At 72.3% G+C, this 17,030-nt stretch carries 14 protein-coding genes; 6 read left to right on the top strand and 8 right to left on the bottom strand.

The features are described 5' to 3' along the window. Positions 1–47: 47 nt before the first annotated feature. The 7 genes from moeZ to AB0I18_RS13470 form a co-directional block, all read right to left on the bottom strand. Positions 48–1,226 carry an adenylyltransferase/sulfurtransferase MoeZ gene (moeZ, locus tag AB0I18_RS13500; protein WP_363105587.1) on the bottom strand — a complete coding sequence of 393 codons (1,179 nt, stop codon included), beginning with the start codon at positions 1,224–1,226 and terminating at the stop codon, positions 48–50. A gap of 63 nt (positions 1,227–1,289) precedes the next feature. Next, positions 1,290–2,039, bottom strand: coding sequence for a spherulation-specific family 4 protein (locus AB0I18_RS13495; protein ID WP_363105586.1), 750 nt, complete (start codon positions 2,037–2,039; stop codon positions 1,290–1,292). Continuing rightward, positions 2,027–2,986 (bottom strand): NAD-dependent epimerase/dehydratase family protein, encoded by a 960-nt coding sequence (locus AB0I18_RS13490; RefSeq protein ID WP_363105585.1) that lies wholly within the window; start codon positions 2,984–2,986, stop codon positions 2,027–2,029. Before AB0I18_RS13490 ends, AB0I18_RS13495 begins: the two co-directional genes overlap by 13 nt. A 150-nt stretch (positions 2,987–3,136) precedes the next feature. Then, positions 3,137–4,786 (bottom strand): hypothetical protein, encoded by a 1,650-nt coding sequence (locus AB0I18_RS13485; protein ID WP_363105584.1) that lies wholly within the window; start codon positions 4,784–4,786, stop codon positions 3,137–3,139. Continuing rightward, a complete protein-coding gene (locus tag AB0I18_RS13480) occupies positions 4,783–6,573 on the bottom strand; it encodes a DUF3492 domain-containing protein (RefSeq protein ID WP_363105583.1) in 1,791 nt (596 codons plus the stop codon). The genes AB0I18_RS13485 and AB0I18_RS13480 overlap by 4 nt, the downstream gene beginning before the upstream one ends. 222 nt (positions 6,574–6,795) lie before the next feature. After that, a complete protein-coding gene (locus AB0I18_RS13475) occupies positions 6,796–8,268 on the bottom strand; it encodes a DUF3152 domain-containing protein (RefSeq protein WP_363105582.1) in 1,473 nt (490 codons plus the stop codon). 644 nt (positions 8,269–8,912) lie between these two features. Then, positions 8,913–9,911 carry an alpha/beta hydrolase gene (locus tag AB0I18_RS13470; protein ID WP_363105581.1) on the bottom strand — a complete coding sequence of 333 codons (999 nt, stop codon included), beginning with the start codon at positions 9,909–9,911 and terminating at the stop codon, positions 8,913–8,915. Positions 9,912–10,105: 194 nt separating this feature from the next. On the opposite strand from AB0I18_RS13470, the gene AB0I18_RS13465 reads away from it, so the two are divergent. From AB0I18_RS13465 to AB0I18_RS13450, 4 genes are all read left to right on the top strand, one after another. Then, a complete protein-coding gene (locus AB0I18_RS13465; protein ID WP_363105580.1) occupies positions 10,106–10,330 on the top strand; it encodes a hypothetical protein in 225 nt (74 codons plus the stop codon). 207 nt (positions 10,331–10,537) lie between these two features. Beyond that, entirely contained in the window at positions 10,538–11,179 is a 642-nt protein-coding gene (locus tag AB0I18_RS13460) for a TetR/AcrR family transcriptional regulator (RefSeq protein ID WP_363105579.1), read from the top strand. 168 nt (positions 11,180–11,347) lie between these two features. After that, positions 11,348–11,575, top strand: a complete 228-nt coding sequence (locus AB0I18_RS13455) for a DUF3107 domain-containing protein (protein ID WP_363105670.1) — start codon at positions 11,348–11,350, stop codon at positions 11,573–11,575. Between the two features lie 189 nt (positions 11,576–11,764). After that, entirely contained in the window at positions 11,765–12,034 is a 270-nt protein-coding gene (locus tag AB0I18_RS13450; protein WP_363105578.1) for a hypothetical protein, read from the top strand. 125 nt (positions 12,035–12,159) lie between these two features. Here the strand turns inward: AB0I18_RS13450 and AB0I18_RS13445 are convergent, their stop codons facing one another. After that, entirely contained in the window at positions 12,160–12,897 is a 738-nt protein-coding gene (locus AB0I18_RS13445; protein ID WP_363105577.1) for a ferritin-like fold-containing protein, read from the bottom strand. Between the two features lie 477 nt (positions 12,898–13,374). Here AB0I18_RS13445 and AB0I18_RS13440 point away from each other — a divergent pair, with 477 nt between their 5' ends. Together AB0I18_RS13440 and AB0I18_RS13435 are read left to right on the top strand one after the other, a co-directional pair. After that, entirely contained in the window at positions 13,375–15,900 is a 2,526-nt protein-coding gene (locus AB0I18_RS13440) for a DEAD/DEAH box helicase (protein WP_363105576.1), read from the top strand. A gap of 180 nt (positions 15,901–16,080) precedes the next feature. Further along, positions 16,081–16,941: an alpha/beta hydrolase gene (locus AB0I18_RS13435; protein ID WP_363105575.1), complete on the top strand. Its 861-nt coding sequence runs from the start codon at positions 16,081–16,083 to the stop codon at positions 16,939–16,941. The last annotated feature ends 89 nt before the right edge of the window (positions 16,942–17,030 follow it).

Raw genomic sequence — 17,030 nt, 5'->3', positions numbered from 1 at the left:
GGCCACGGGCGGCCCGCAGTTGTCGAACCCCGCTGCCAGCGAAGCGCCTAGTACACCGGCTTCTCGGGCTCGATCTGGTTGACCCAGCCGATCACGCCGCCGCCCACGTGCACGGCGTCCGCGAAACCGGCCGACTTGAGGACCGCGAGGACCTCCGCGCTGCGGACACCCGTCTTGCAGTGCAGAACGATCTTCTTGTCCTGCGGGAGGGTCTCCAGGGCGGTGCCCATGAGGAACTCGTTCTTCGGGATCAGCTTGGCGCCGGGGATCGAGACGATCTCGTACTCGTTGATCTCGCGGACGTCGATGATCTCGATGTTCTCGCCGTCGTCGATCCACTCCTTGAGCTGCTTGGGAGTGATCGTCGAGCCGGCGGCCGCCTCCTGGGCCTCTTCGGAGACGACGCCGCAGAAGGCCTCGTAGTCGATGAGTTCGGTGACGGTGGGGTTCTCGCCGCACACCGCGCAGTCGGGGTCCTTGCGGACCTTGACCTGGCGGTACTGCATCTCCAGGGCGTCGTAGATCATCAGGCGCCCGACGAGCGGCTCACCGATGCCGGCGAGCAGCTTGATGGCCTCGTTGACCTGGATGGAGCCGATGGACGCGCACAGCACGCCCAGGACGCCGCCCTCGGCGCAGGACGGGACCATGCCCGGGGGCGGGGGCTCCGGGTAGAGGCAGCGGTAGCAGGGGCCGTGCTCGGACCAGAAGACGGAGGCCTGACCATCGAAGCGGTAGATCGAGCCCCAGACGTACGGCTTGTTGAGCAGCACGCACGCGTCGTTGACCAGGTAGCGGGTCGCGAAGTTGTCCGTGCCGTCGACGATCAGGTCGTACTGGCTGAAGATGTCCATCACGTTCTCGGCTTCGAGCCGCTCTTCGTGCAGGACCACGTTCACGTACGGGTTGATGCCGAGGACGGAGTCGCGGGCCGACTGGGCCTTGGAGCGGCCGATGTCCGCCTGGCTGTGGATGATCTGGCGCTGCAGGTTGGACTCGTCGACCTCGTCGAACTCCACGATGCCGAGCGTGCCCACGCCCGCGGCGGCCAGGTACATCAGCGCCGGCGAACCCAGGCCGCCGGCGCCGACAGCGAGCACCTTGGCGTTCTTCAGCCGCTTCTGCCCGTCCATGCCCACATCGGGGATGATCAGGTGGCGGGAGTACCTGCGGACCTCGTCTACGGTGAGCTCAGCAGCTGGCTCGACCAGGGGTGGCAGCGACACGGGGACTCCGTTGGTCGGTCAATCACTACAGTTGTTCTCCCCGTAACACTGCCACGCCCTTCTTCATTCCGAGACACCCGTTCCGATACGCGAGACGATGTCGTCCCAGTAGCCGGGCATGGTCTCCCAGGGATCGCTCCAGCCGCCGCGGTCCGTGCGGTCGGTGAAGTAGATCGTCGAGGCGCCCTGCCAGCGGGCGATGCGCAGCGCCTCGTCGAGATGGCCGCGGGGCACGCCGTGCACGAGGTGGCAGAAGCGCTCGGGCGGGTACTCGGCGGTCCACTCGGCCACCTGCGACCAGCGGTAATCACTCCAGGGCCCGGCGAACGTGACCAACTGGTCGGCGGTTTCGGCGTATCCGGGGTACGGGTGGGTGCCGTGGCCGAGGACGATGTGGCCCTCGCCGAGGAGGTCGCGCAGGGCGGTGACCGTACGCCGTACCTCGGGGAGTGCTGTCCGCTCTGTGGGACAGCGGTCCAGAAGGAAGCCGTCGACCCGGTACCAGTCGCGATAGCGGTGCGCGTCGGAGACGAGTTCGCCGAAGGAGCGTGCGCCGTACGTCACATCCAGGTGGCCGAGTACGCGGATGCCCGCGTTGCGCAGTCGCCCGGCCGCTTCCAGGCAGTGCGGGTCGGGGCGGGTGCCGGGGCCGTCGGCGACGTTCAGGACGACCCAGTGCAAGGGGGTTCCGGGGCGGGTCAGTTCGCCCCATTCGACCGGGGCGACGAGCGGGTGCGCATAGCCGGGGACGCCGAAGCCGAGGCCGAGGTCCGTGCTCGCGGTGCCCGCTGCGGTGCTGGTCAGATACGGCATGCCGCCTCCATCCAGATATCGGCGAGGGATTCCTCGAGGTTGATCCGGGGCCGCCAGCCGAGCCGGTCGCGTGCGGTGCGCACGTCGGCCTGCTGCCAGCTGCCGCAGCCGTCCGGGTAGGGGTACGCGGCCGGGGCCGTGTGCTCCGATTCGGGGCGGGGGTGGCCGATGGACGGCCTGAGCAGGCCGGGCGGGCTGTCGAGTTCGTGCAGGGCGCCGCCGTAGCCGGCCACCCGCGCGAGGACGGCGGCGGCGTCCCGGAGGCGCACGGCACGACCGGAACCGATGTTGATGACGCCCTGGGCGGCGGAGAGGGAGGCGGCGTGGACCGCACGGGCGACATCGCGTACGTCGATGAAGTCGCGTTGGACGGCGAGACCGCCGAGCTTGAGTTCGCCGTCGCCGGACTGCATGGCGCGGCGCATGGCCTCGGCGAGGCGGCCGAGGGGGGAGCCGGCCGGGGTGCCGGGTCCGGCGGGCGAGAACACCCGCAGGACGACGGCGTCCAGGCCGGAGCCGAGGACCAGTTCGGTCGCGGCGAGCTTGCTGACGCCGTACGGGCCGCCGGGGCGTGGCACCGCGTCCTCGGCCGTGGAGGAGCCTGGCTGGCTGGGACCGTACTCGGCGCCGCAGCCGACCTGTACCAGGCGTGCGCCGCAGCCGCTGCGGCGCAGGGCCTCGCAGACGGTGGCGACGGCGACGGTGTTGTGCCGGGTCAGGTCTCGGGCGCCGCCGCGGGTGGCGCCGGCGCAGTTGACGACGACGCCCGGGTGCACCGCGTCCAGGAAGCGGGTGAGCGCGCCCGGACTGCCACTGGCGAGGTCGAAGCGGACGTCCGCGTCGTCGCCCCGGCCGAGCACGGTGAGTTGCACGGCCGGGTCGGCGAGGAGGCGGTCGGCGACGTACCGGCCCAGGTATCCGTTGGCTCCGATCAGCAGCACCCTCATCGGGCGGCTCCCGGGGCGGACTCTCCGATGCGGAGGGTGATCATCTGGCGTTCTCCTTCAGGGTGTTGCCACAGGTCGTGCGGAAGGCCCGCGGTGTCGGCTCCGCGGGAGGGGGTGCGCTCGGCACGAGGGCCGGGCGCCGGGGGCGGTTCACGGCGTGTCACCGTGCACCGCGTGGGCCGAGGCCCGGGTGAGGGTCCTGGTCGCGTGGATCAGGAGGACGAGTGCCGCGGCCCCGCACACGAGCGCCGGGACGGCGCCCGGCCCCCAGGTGTCGGCCACGGTCGCGGCAGGTTCGGCCAGGGACGTGAAGCCGGGCAGTCGGCCCGCGAAGACACTGGCCAGTGCCACGGCCTCGGCCGTGCCCGCGAGGGCGAGGATGACGGCGGGGGCATGTGTGAAGCCGTGCACGGTGAGGAGCCGGGCAAGCAGCAGGAGTGCGCCGAGGGCGCCGGCTCCGGCGTACGCGGCGGGCTCGCCGAGCACCTTCCCGCTCAGCGCGAGCAGCCCGCCCAGGGTGCAGAGGAAGAGTGCGAACACGCCCAGGAGCAGGGGTTTGACGGAGGCGGCGAACTCCTCCAGGCCGCGGCTGAGAGCGAGTTTGCGCCGGGCGCGTACGGCGAAGAGGTGGGCGTACCAGGCTGCCGGGGCGCAGGCCGTGGTCAGGGCGACGATGGATGCGAGGGCGATCGGCCAGGGGCTGTCGAGGCCGCCGGTGGGTGGTCCGTCGGGGCCGCCCTCGATGCCCGCGGTGAGCAGGCCGTCGCCGAGAAGCGCGTAGGCGAGGAGCCAGCATGTCCACGCGCGGGTGGAGGTGGTCGGATGCCAGGCACGCGTGGCGTGCAGGGGACCGCGGCGGAGGGCCGCGCGCAGGCCGAGCGCGACGGCGAGGACACCCACGACGGTCACCGCGAGGCGCGGCCGCCCCTCGGTGAACCGCAGCCCGGTGACTGTTGCCGCGCACAGGGTGCCCGGCAACAGGGCGAGCACGGCCCAGTCGGCGCGCGCCCGGGGTCTGTCGGGTGTCTCCGGCCCCGGCCCCGGTGCCGTTTCGCTGTCACCGTCTCCGTCGCCGTCGCGGGGCACGCGCGCGTACATCTCCTCGGCGAGCGAGAAGACGTCCCGGTGCCGGAAGCGGGTGGCGGTCCGGTCGGTGACACCGTGCGCCTCCAGGCCCGCGGCGATCTCCAGGGGGTCCACCGCGCGCCGGCACAGCTCGCGGTGGCGGTGTATCAGGGCCTTCACCGGGTCGGCGGCACCGCGACGGATCGGGGGCTTGCGGTCGAGAGGAGGGCCTTCGGTCGCGTGAGCGGCGAACCCCCGCCCGGAGGCAGCGGATCCGTTCGTGTGAAGGGAGGAGCTGCGGTCGAGGGCGGGAACGCTCGCGGGGGCGGCGGTTTCGCGCCCGAGCCGGGGGTCCGCCACTCGCGTCTTCTCCAGCCCGGCATCCGCCACCCGCGTCTTCCCCAAACGGACATCCGTCGCATCGCCCAACCGGACATCCATCGCCTCGTCCAACCGGGCATCCGTCCCCCCCGTCTCGCCCGACCGGACTTCCGTCGCCCCCGTCTCGCTCGGCCGGGCATCCACCACCCGCACCTCGCCCAGCTGGACGTCCGCCACCCGCGTCTCCCCGGGTCGGACATCCACCACCTTGGTCTCTCCCGACTGGGCGTCCGCCTCCGTCTCCGCCAACTCCTCCGCCCCCACGAGCCACTCCTCCGACCGCGCGTCCCAGGCACCGGAACTCCCCGGCGTCCGGGGCCGGTCCACGCCTTCGACCCGTCGTCGCCCGTTCACCGCGCCCCCTCCCCCGCGGGAACCGGCTCCTGGTCCGAGACGGACCCCAATGGCACGCCCCGCACCGGCGGCCCGGCCGCCCACCCCGGTCCCGGCCTGCCCGTCACCAGCCGCGTCCCGGAGTCGGCCCACCGCCCGGGCACATGTGCCTCGGCCGGTACGGCGAACGGCAGCGGCTCGCCCGAGTCGTCGACGACTACCCGCCGGACCGGGCAGCGCGTGACGATATCCAGGTAAATGCCGTGAAATGCCGTGATGTTCTGCTCGACGGTGAACAGTTCCAGCGCACGCGCGCGTGCCGCCGCGCCGAGTCGCTCGCGGCGCTGGGAGTCGCGCAGCAGGGCGACGCACGCCTCGGCGAGCGCCCGCGGATTGCGTGGCGGAACCACAAGACCCGTACCGCCGATGACCTCGACGACCGCGCCGACGTCCGTGGACACCGTGGCGCGTCCGCAGAACATCGCCTCGATGAGGCTGATCGGGAAGCCCTCGACGACGCTCGACAGGACGACGACCGCGCCCGCCGCGTACGCCTCCGCGAGGGTCGGCACCTCGGGTCCGCCGATCTCCTCGAAAGAGACCGGGTTGTCGCCGACGGCGTGCACGCCGTCGGCCTCGTCGGGGAAGAGCTGCGCGGCCAGCGCCTGGCAGTGCGTCAGATACGTCGTACCGTCCGCGCCTTCGGCGGGCGCGCCGATGATGCGCAGCCGAGTCTTCGGCTCCTCCTTGCGGATCTCCGCGAAGGCGTGCAGCAGCGAGATCAGATCCTTGGCGGGCTCGACGCGCCCGACCCACACCAGGGTGTCCGGATCGACGGTCCCGGCGCTCTCGGCGCTCTCGCCCACGTCCCGGAAACGGGATGCCTCCATGCCCGGATAGACCGTACGGATCTTGGCCCGGTCGGCGCCGCAGCGCTCCTGCCAGCGCCGGGCGTGCGTGTTGCCGGGCGTGATGACGGCGGCCTGCCGGTACGCCTCGGCGGTGAGCCGGCCATGGAACGCCGCGAGCAGGGCCCGCGCCGCGGGCGATGCCTCACGCGCGGCCGGCTCCTCTCGCGAACCCAGGTAGTGCGCCCGCAGTTGCACCCCGTACTCCGTGACCAGCAACGGCACTCCCGAGAAGTGCCGGGCGAGCAGCCCGGGCAGAGCCGCCGCGCCCCCCGAGGTCGCGTGGCACAGGTCGACCGAGCCGAGCCCGTCGTCCTCGTACCAGTCGAGCGAGAGCGGCCGCAGGGCGCGCTCCAGCTGGGCGGCGACGGTGAGCAGATCGGGTACGCGGGCGCCCCGCGCGGCGCGCAGCGCGCCGGGCGCACGGCAGGCGCTCTCCAGGGCGCGCACGGCGGCCTCGGAGCGCAGCGCGCCGACCAGGCCGCCCTCGTCCCGGGCGAGTTCGGCGAGCCCGTACAGCGCGTTGCCGAAACGGTCCGCCACGCCCGCGGAGCGATCCTCCGCGGACCCGGTGGCCCCCGGGGACCCGCCGGTCCCCGCCGCGGCATCCCCCGCGCACACGGCCGCCGCCAACTCCCCGTAGCACTCGGCGAACCGTCGCCGCGCCCGCCGCCCGTACCCGACACCGTCGTCGTCCGCGGTCCACAGCGGTGCGGTGCGTACGCGGCTGACCTGGGGCGGGAGCTCGATCCAGCCCTCGTCCTCCTGCCGCTCGCTGCGGCTGAGCGCGTAGATGTCGAAGTCGTGCTGCCCGAGCCCGCGCACGAGCCGGTCGCACCAGAGCCTGGCGTCACCGCTCACATACGGATAGCCACCCTCCGTAAGCAGTCCGATGCGCACGAACGCACCCCCGATCTCCCGTATGGGGAGCCGCCGTTGAACCGGCGGCTCGCAGCGGGACGAACGTATGCGGACATGGCGGTGGTGCGATGGACGGTTGTCCATCGCACCACCAAAAGGGGTGAACGGTCGTAACTTTCCCGTGCGGGTCGCGTTCCGTCGCGCTAGGAGATCAACCGAACACGTTTCGTCATGCCGCGTCGCGGTGCTGCGCGGCCGGAGTCAGTTCCCGGGGAAGGGCCAGGGGTTGGCGCGGCAGCGGATTCCGTCGTGGTCGAGGAACTTGGTCTGCTGCTGCATGACAGGCGCGAGCGCGCCGTCCGTCGTGCAGGTCACATGGCCGTAGCCGAGCCGGTGGCCGATCTCGTGGTTGATCAGCATCTGGCGGTACGCGTACATCTTGTCGCCGTAGGTCTCGGCACCCTGGGCCCAGCGGTACGCGTTGATCATCACGCGGTCCGTGGCGGCCGAGTCGCAGGACACGTTGTCCTCGGTGGTGTCGAGGCCGGACTTGGCGCACCAGAACGCGGTGGTCCCGGGGCTCGCAAGGGTGATGACGAAGTCGGGCTTCCCGGAGGAGATCCGCTCGAAGGTGCTGCCGCCGTCGTGGGCCCAGCTCCGGTCGTCGTTCAGGGTTTTCTGCACGGCCTGCGCGAAGAGTTCCCCGTCGAGACCGAGGCCCTTCTCGACGTCGACGCGATAGGTGTACTTCCGGCCGGTGCCGGGCGCCTTGTCGAATCCGGCGATCGCCTCGAACTCACCGGCGCCCTTGAGTCCGGCGGCCAGCGGGTACTTCTTCGCCATCTTCTGGTCGTACGAGAGCGGGGCCGCGTCCGCCGGCCGGGACGGGGCCGGAGTCGGGGTCGGCCGGATCTGGGTGCGTCCCGCGTAGTCCTTGGCCTCCCGGTCGGCGCCGCCCGCGGTCTGCGAGCGTGCGGCGGTGTCCTCGGGTCCGTCGGCGACCTGCCCGGCCACGACGACGGCCAGCACGGTGGTGACGGCGGCGGCCGCGATCCCGGTGAAGGCCCGCCCCTTGCCGCCCTTGGCCTTCTCCGGCCGGCTCTCCTCGTCCTCCGGGGGGAGCGTCTTGTGCTGGACTTCCTCGTCCCAGTCGGTGACGGACGCGAACGGGTCCGCCCGGAGCGCCGCGCCGGCGGCGGAGCGGGGCGCGAAGACGTCGTCCCCCTCGCCGAAGGCGTCGACGTAGGCCTGATGTGGGCTGCCGGTGCCGCCAGGGCCCTGCCCGGGAGGCGCGTGCCGCTGCTGCCGGGGGACCGTCGGTCCCGGACGAGCCTGGCCGGAGCCTTGGGACATGCCCTGCGCAGGGCCGGGGTGAGTACCCGGAGGCGCACCTTCCGGAGAGCCCTGAATACCGCCGCGGGGCCCGGCATAAGGACCGCCCTGCCGAAGTGGAGCACCTCGCGGCGAGCCGTACGGAGGTCCCGGCGGAGGCGCCTGCGACACGCCGTACCCGCCGCCCGCCCGCGGCCCACCCCTCAACTCGCCCCAGCCACCATCGGTTCCATGCTGCTCCGGGTGCCCGCCGCGGACCCGGGGGACGCCATGGGCAGGGGTGCCGTCGGGGTAACGGGGCGTGCCGTGCGCCGGAGTCCCGTCGGGAAGCCGCGGGAAGCCGTGGGCCGGAGTGCCGTCCGGCAACCGCGGGAACCCATGAGCCGGAGTCCCGTCCTGCATACGCGGAAACCCATGAGCGGGCGTCCCGTCCTGCATACGCGGAAACCCATGAGCGGGCGTCCCGTCCTGCATACGCGGAAATCCTCGTGCCGGTGTTCCGTCGGGAAGCCGGGGAAATCCGTACGCCGGAGTGCCGTCGGGAAACCGCGGAGCACCGCCCGCGGGCGGACCGGCCGCCGGTCGAGGACCCCCTCGCGCGGGCGTGCCATCAGAACGGCGCGGAACTCCACCTCCGGCCGTTCCGTCAGCACGGCGAGGAACTCCGCCTCCCGGCGCACCGCCAGAAAAACGCGGAGCTCCACCCGAAGGCGTACCGCCTGCCGGTCGCGGAACCCCCTGCCCGGGCATGCCTTCCGGGCCTCGCGGCGCCCACCCGTCGGGCAGTCGCGGCACCCCGCGCGCGGGCGTCCCGCCCGCAGGCGGCGGTTGCTGCCCCCGAGGACCCGAAGGAGCCGCAGGAACCGAAGGACCCACAGGGCCCCGGGGGCGCCCGCCCCCTGTTCCGGTCCTAGCCTCCCTCTCCCGCTCCGTCGCTCTCTCCTGCGTGTCCGAGGGCTCCGTCCTGGCACCCGGAACCACGGGTATGTCGGCGGTATCGCCCTTGGGGGCGGGCCCGCGGCGGCTGTGACGTCCCACGTCCCGCCTCAGCTCCTCGCGCTGTCAGCGCTGTTCGTGCCGGTGTCGGCCAACTCGCCCACATCCGCGAGGAGTTCGCGGAAGGCCGTGGCCACGGTCTCCGGGTACTCCATCATCGCCACATGCCCCGCATCCGGCAATGTCAGCAGCCGGGAGTCGCGGAAGGCATGCGCCGCCCGCCGGGCCATCCGGCACCCGACGAGCTGGTCGCGGCCCCCGTAGACGAGGAGCGTCGGTGCGAGCACCCGCTCGGCCTGGCGCCACAGTCCGTGCTGGCCACCCAGCGTGTACGCGTTCACGAGGCCGCGCGACGACCGCGCCATGGCGTCCCAGAAGTAGGGGAGGGCGAGCCGTCGCTCCATCTCCTGGACCGCGTTGCGGAACGCCTCGGGCGTCACCACGGTGGGGTCCCCGTAACAGAGCCCCATGACTCCCCGCACGCGCTGCTCGGCGGTCCAGTCCTTGCTGTACCGGGTGAACATGGCCGCCGCTCCGGGCACGGCCAGCAGGGCCGTCGGCACCGCCGTGCGCTGCACCCGGATCTCCGGGAGCGCCGGCGACACCAGCGTGAGCGTGCGGACGAGGTCGGGCCGTACCGCCGCGACGCGTGTCGTGACCGCGCCGCCCAGCGAGTTCCCGAAGAGGTGCACCGGCCCGCGGTCGGCCGCGTCGAGGTAGCGGATGATCGCGCGGGCGTGCCCGGTCACCGAGTAGTCGCCGTCGTCCGGCGGCGGCGAGTCGCCGAAGCCCGGCAGATCGACGGCCTCGCTGTCCACGAGGCCGTCCAGGAAAGGCATCAGCCCCGACCAGTTCAGCGAGGAACCGCCGAGCCCGTGCACGTACAGCGCGGGCGGCAGCCCTTCACGGGCCGGCGGTCTCGACCGGACCGTCAGCGTGATCCCGGGGAGCACCACCGACCGCAGCCGCTCCCCTGCCGCCACCCTGACGGCACTGACCTTCGGCGCGACGGCGGCGGCCGGCGCGGACGGCAGTTCGGTCGAAGACATGCGGCAATGTTACGAGACGATCACGCGCTGGATCGTGTGTTCGCCATCACAGATCCCGGGCCGGAGGCCGGTCGGGGCACGGCCGGATGGCGGCGGGATCGCGTAGCGGCCCGATCCCGACTCTCATACGCTTCGAGGACGAGGGCACTCGTACTCGTACAAGAGCGCACTCGCACCACTCGGGAAGAGGACATATGACTGTCGACCCCACCGACCCCGAGACCCTCGCCGACTCCCAGGACACGGAGGACACCGAGTTCGACGTGGAGGCCCCCGAGGCCGACGCCGCCGAACAGCACGCGGATCTCGCGTCCCACCGGGACGAACCGCCGGCCGACGGAGACCCGGACAGGGCGAACGAGGCGGACCTGGCGGAGCAGGCAAGAGTCGTCGAACTCGACGAGGACGACTATCGCTGACGTGGGCCGGACGATCGCCGAAGTCCGCGCCGGGGCATGCACAGGAAATCCTGACGTGCCCGGCACGCCCCCCTTTGGTGCGTTCCGCTCGGATTTAACCGACGTCCGGTCCGTGAAATTCTCCGCTCGCACCGCGCACACCAGGGTTACCGAAAAGTACGATGGCGGCGCGGCGCTCACCGCATGTGGACGATTTTGGGAGGCGGCGTGACAGCCATCGAGCAGACAGAGGCGGCACGCCCGCGGGGCACACGCCTGCCGCGCCGTGCCCGACGCAACCAACTCCTCGGCGCCGCCCAGGAAGTTTTCGTTGCGCAGGGATACCACTCGGCCGCGATGGACGACATCGCCGAACGCGCGGGCGTCAGCAAGCCGGTGCTCTACCAGCATTTCCCGGGCAAGCTCGACCTCTACCTGGCCCTGCTGGACCAGCACTGCGAGTCCCTGCTCCAGGCCGTACGGACCGCGCTGGCGTCCACCACGGACAACAAGCTGCGTGTCCGGGCCACCATGGACGCGTACTTCGCGTACGTGGAGGACGACGGCGGCGCCTTCCGGCTGGTCTTCGAGTCGGACCTGACGAACGAGCCCGCGGTGCGCGAGCGCGTGGACAAGGTCACGTTCGAGTGCGCCGAGGCGATCTCCGAGGTCATCGCGGAGGACACCGGCCTGTCCAAGGACGAGTCGATGCTCCTCGCCTCCGGCCTGGGCGGACTCGCCCAGGTGGTGGCCCGCTCCTGGCTGCACAGCGACCGCAGCGTGCCGCGCGAGCAGGCGGTGCAGCTGCTGGCCTCGCTGGCCTGGCGGGGTATCGCGGGTTTCCCGCTGCACGGCACCGAGCACCACTGAGGGACGCGGGGCGCGGCGGCGACGTACCACTGACCGCGCCTTTGTTCCCGCCTCCTGTTCGCTCCTGGCGTTCTTGGACGGACCGTGCGTGTCCCTTCACCGGGCTAATGTGTGCTGCGTACGGCGCGGACGAACGCGCACATGAGTGACCGTCGGAGGGACATAGCGGTGGAGGTCAAGATCGGCGTGCAGCACGCGCCCCGCGAGATCGTTCTGGAGAGCGCTCAGACGCCGGAAGAGGTCGAGCGCGCGGTGGCCGAGGCGCTGGCCGGGAAGTCGCAGCTGCTCAGCCTCGTGGACGACCACGGCCGCAAGGTCCTCGTCCCGGCGGAACGCATCGCTTACGTGGAGCTCGGCGAGCAGGCCCCCCGCAAGGTGGGCTTCGGCGCGCTGTAAGGCGACTGCGAGACAACGGAGAGGGGTTCGGCGGCAGCGGCCGCCGGGCCCCTTTTCCATGCGTCCCACTTCCCCGCCCGCTTCACAGATGGAGCACAAGTCACCCATAGAGAAGGGTTGTGTTCCGCAGGTCACGGGTATGACGGGCTACGACCGAAGTGCACACGGCCGTGCGGGAGGGACCCCCAGATGTTCTTGGAAGCGCTCGGCTCCGCGATCCTCGGTCTGGCACTGGCCTGGGCGGCGGCGTACCGGCTGCCGCACCGCCTGCCGGCTCGCAGCCTGGTCCTCTCGACGGGCGTCGCCGGAGCCCTCTTCGGCACCTTCCTCACCCACACCGCACTGGGTTCCGGCCACTTCCTGGTGTTCATGATCGGCGCGGTGGCCGTCTCGGCGGCCTCCCTGTCCCTCCTCCTACGCCCCGCGGGAAGACTCCGCCGCCACTCGGCGACGGTGTGAACAAGGACGAGACTCCGGACGAGGACCACTGAGGCGCGTCCTGTTAGGGCGCGCCCCGTAGGGGCGCGGGGAACTGCGCGACAAGCCCCCACCGGCCCGCAGCCAACGAACCGGCCCAAGCCAACTCAGGCGGCCAAGCCCAGCGCAGCCATCCGCTTGGTGTGCGCCTCGGTGATCCGCGAGAACATCCGCCCCACCTCGGCAAGGTCGAACCCGTCCGCAACCCCGCCGACGAGCATCGTCGACAGGGCATCCCGGTCGGCGACAACCCGCTGCGACTGCGACAACGCCTCGCCCATCAGCCGCCGAGCCCACAGCGCGAGCCGCCCGCCCACCCGAGGATCCGCGTCGATCGCCGCCCGCACCTTCTCGATGGCGAACGAGGCGTGCCCCGTGTCGTCGAGCACGGCCAGTACGAGCCCCCGCGTATCGGAGTCGAGCCGCGCCGCGACCTCCCGGTAGAAGTCACTGGCGATCGAGTCGCCGACATACGCCTTGACGAGCCCCTCCAGCCAGTCGGACGGCGCCGTCTGCTTGTGGAAGCCGTCGAGCGCGGCGACGAACGGCTCCATCGCCTGCGTGGGCTCCGCGCCGATCTCGGTGAGCCGGTCCCGCAACTGCTCGAAGTGGTGGAACTCCGCCGACGCCATCTTCGCCAGCTCCGCCTTGTCGGCGAGCGTCGGCGCCAGCTTGGCGTCCTCCGCGAGCCGTTCGAACGCCGCCAGCTCCCCGTACGCGAGCGCTCCCAGCAGGTCCACGACCGCGGCGCGGTACTGGGGGTCGACGGAGGCCTTCGCCCAGTCCTGGGCGGCGACTCCGGTGTGTTCGGCGGGTGCGTCGGGGGCGTTGTCAGGCGTCGTCATGAAGCGCACAATAGCCCGCTCCCCGCAAGGCGGAAGGCCCTGGTCAATGAGTGTGACGACGGCTACGTGACCAAATCGGCCATCACATGTGCGCGATTCCGGGGTATGGTGGTAATGCGCTCGCTGAGTTGATCTACGTAACTCGACGGGCCGCATGAATGAGGATGCCCGGTCGGTGGCCCGATCGGCTCCGACCCGACAGCCCTCCTCGCCCGTACGGCACAGTGCGTACGGCACCCGGAGGGACCCCTCAGCGGTACGAGAGCTCGAGCGTCGGCAGTGGTCCCATGCCACTCGGCCCGCCCGACAGGCGGCCGACGTCCCCGGCACGGTCCCGACACGACCCCCGCGCTCGCCTCGCACCGCATACACAGAAGAGGCAGCACCCTGACTACTTTCCGAGACCTCGGGATCCTTCCCGAGACTGCCGAAGCCCTTGAGGCGGTCGGCATCACGAGTCCCTTCCCCATCCAGGAGATGACGCTCCCCGTCGCCCTCTCGGGCTCCGACGTCATCGGCCAGGCCAAGACCGGCACCGGCAAGACGCTGGGCTTCGGCCTCCCGCTCCTCGAGCGCGTCACCGTTCCCGCGGACGTCGAGGCGGGCCGGGCGCAGCCCGACCAGCTCACCGACGCCCCGCAGGCACTCGTCGTCGTCCCGACGCGCGAGCTGTGCACGCAGGTCACGAACGACCTGCTGACGGCAGGCAAGGTCCGTAACGTGCGCGTGCTCGCCATCTACGGCGGCCGGGCGTACGAGCCGCAGGTCGAGGCCCTCAAGAAGGGCATCGACGTGGTCGTCGGCACCCCGGGCCGACTCCTGGACCTCGCGGGCCAGAAGAAGCTGAACCTGAAGCACGTACGCGCCCTCGTTCTCGACGAGGCCGACGAGATGCTCGACCTGGGCTTCCTGCCCGACGTCGAGAAGATCATCAACATGCTGCCGGCCCGCCGTCAGACGATGCTGTTCTCGGCGACCATGCCGGGCGCGGTCATCGGTCTCGCGCGCCGGTACATGTCGCAGCCCACGCACATCCGGGCCACGGCGCCGGACGACGAGGGCCAGACGGTCCGGAACACCGCGCAGTTCGCCTACCGCGCGCACAACATGGACAAGCCCGAGATGGTCTCGCGGATACTGCAGGCCGACGGCCGTGGTCTCGTGATGGTCTTCTGCCGCACCAAGCGGACGGCGGCGGACCTCGCCGACCAGCTCCAGCAGCGCGGTTTCGCCTCCGGCGCGGTCCACGGCGACCTCGGCCAGGGCGCCCGCGAGCAGGCGCTGCGCGCCTTCCGCAACGGCAAGGTGGACGTGCTCGTCTGCACCGACGTCGCCGCCCGCGGCATCGACGTCGAGGGCGTCACGCACGTCATCAACTACCAGTCCCCCGAGGACGAGAAGACATACCTGCACCGCATCGGCCGTACGGGCCGCGCGGGCGCCAAGGGCATCGCGATCACGCTCGTCGACTGGGACGACATCCCGCGCTGGCAGCTCATCAACAAGGCGCTGGAACTCGGCCTGAGCGACCCGCCGGAGACGTACTCCACGTCCCCGCACCTTTTCGAAGAGCTGAACATTCCGGCCGGCACGAAGGGCGTCCTGCCGCGTGCCGAGCGCACCCGCGCCGGTCTGTCGGCCGAGGTGGTCGAGGACCTCGGTGAGACCGGCGGCCGTGGTGGTCCGCGTGGCCGCGGTGGCCGTTCCGCCGCCCCGGCAGCGGCTCCGGCCGCCGAGCGCGAGCGTGAGCGCCCGGCTCGTACGCCGCGTCGCCGTCGTCGTACGCGCAACGGCACGCCGATGGACGCCGTGGAGCCGACCACCACCGGTACCGGTTCCCCCGAGACCACCGAGTCGGCCCCGGCCGCGGAGTCGCGCACGCCGCGCCGACGTCGCCGGATGCGTGGCGGAGCGGCATCGGAGGCGGCCGAGAACGCGGTCGCCACGGCCGAGAGCACGTCGGTCGAGGCCGCGCCGGTCCCGGTCGCCGAATCGACCGAGCCGGTGGACGCGGAGGCCAAGCCGCGTCGCCGTCGCTCGCGCAGGACTGCGGAGGCCGCGCAGCCCGCGGTCGCCGTTGTCGAGGACGCGGTCCAGGAGGCCCCGGTGGCCCCCGTGACCCCGGTGGCCGAGCCGGCGCCGCGCCGCCGCACTCGCACCCGCAAGGCCACCGCGCCCGCCGAGACCGCGGTGGACACCGCCGAGGGCACGACGGCCGAGGTCGCGGAGGTGACGGCGACGGAGACGAAGCCGCGCCGCCGCACGCGGAAGACCGCCGAGGCCACGGTGGAAGCCACCGCCGACACGGCTGTCGCCGACGTGGTGGCGGAGGCCAAGCCGCGCCGCACCCGCAAGGCGACGGCCGAGGCCGCCCTGGACACCGCCGAGGCGGTCGAGGCCAAGCCGCGCCGCCGCACTCGCAAGGCCGCCGAGGTCGTCGAAACCGCTGAGGTCGTCGAGGCCGGCATCCCGGCCCAGTCGTCCGAGGAGCCCGAGGCGAAGCCGCGCCGCCGGACCCGCAAGGCCGCCGAGGTCGTCGAAACCGCTCCTGCGGCGGAGGCGCCCGTCGCGGAGCCCGCGGAGACCAAGCCGCGTCGGCGTACCCGCAAGGCCGCCGAGGCCGCGCTGGACACCGCGGAAGGCACGACGGCCGAGGTCGCGGAGGTGACGGCGACGGAGACGAAGCCCCGCCGCACGCGCAAGACCACGGCCGCCGCCAAGACCGCCGAGGCCGCCGAGACGGCTGTGGACACGGCTGAGGCGACCGAGACGAAGCCCCGTCGCCGCACCCGCAAGGTCGCGGTCGCCGAGGCCGACATCCCGGCCCAGGCCACCGAGGCCACCCCGGACGTGGCTCCGGCCAAGCCCCGCCGCACCCGCAAGGCGGCGGCCACGGCCGCCGCCGTCGCGGACCCGGTGACGGCCGAGGCCGCACCGGAGGTCAAGGCGCCGCGTCGCCGCACGCGCAAGACGGCGGCAGCCGCCGAGACAACGGAGAGCTGACGCTCACCCTGACGGCCCGGTCCCACTCGGTGGGGCCGGGCCGTCGGCGTTCCCGGGCACAGTCGGACGAACCCGGCTCCCGGACCGCCCCGCACCCGCATCCCTCCCCCCACATACGCCCGGCCCTCGCATCCCGCCCCCGCCGCCCGCTCCCGAGGTTCCCCGGATAGCCTCGTCCTCATGAGCAGGCCTGCCACCTTCGTCCCGCCCTCCGGAGCCCGCGCGTACCGGCTCGGCACCGCGCGCGGGGAGTTCGCCGTGATCGACGCGGGCAGCGCCGTGAGAGGAACCGCGCTGCTGCTGCCCGGGTTCACCGGCAGCAAGGAGGACTTCATCTCCCTGCACGAGCCGCTGGCCGCCGCCGGATACCGGACCGTCGCCGTGGACGGGCGGGGGCAGTACGAGACACCGGGGCCGGCGGACGACGAATCCCCTTACGCGCTGGACGAGTTGGCGCTGGACCTGCTCTCGCAGGTGGCCGCCCTGCAGCAGGACCGCGTCCACGTCGTGGGCCACTCGTTCGGCGGGCTCGTCGCCAGGACCGCCGTACTGCTGGAACCCGCCCGGTTCCGCTCGCTCACCCTGATGTCCTCCGGCCCCGCCGAGATCTCCCCCTCCCAGCAGCAGCGCGTGAAGCTGTTGCGGGACGCGCTCGCCGTGATGGACCTGGCGCAGGTGTGGGACGCGATCCAGGCGCTGGAGCCCCCGGAGGACGCCGAGGACGACCTGGACGCCGGTCTCGACGACCGCGCGGACCTCAAGCGCCGCTGGCTCGCCAACAGCCCCGCTCAACTCATCGCCACGGGACGCCAGTTGTGCGAGGCGCCCGACCGCGTGGACGAGCTGGCCGCCGTGCCGCTGCCCCTGCACGTCCTGTCCGGTGAAGAGGACGACACCTGGCCGGTCCCGCTCCTGGACGCCATGGCCGTACGTCTCCACGCGCACCGCACGATCATCCGCGGAGCCGAGCACTCCCCCAACTCGGACCGCCCTCTGGAGACGGCCGAAGCCCTCGCCGCCTTCTGGGAACGGACGAGCTGAGAACCGCCCAAGCGGCCTTGGCGAAGTCCAGTCGGTACCGCGACCGCGCCCCGTAAGGGGCGCGGGGAACGGCGCGATCAGCCCCCACC

The organism is Streptomyces sp. NPDC050704, assembly GCF_040654355.1.
Taxonomy (GTDB): Bacteria; Actinomycetota; Actinomycetes; order Streptomycetales; family Streptomycetaceae; genus Streptomyces.
Note: the sequence above shows the minus strand (reverse complement) of the source record. Positions and strands in the feature narration are given on the sequence as shown.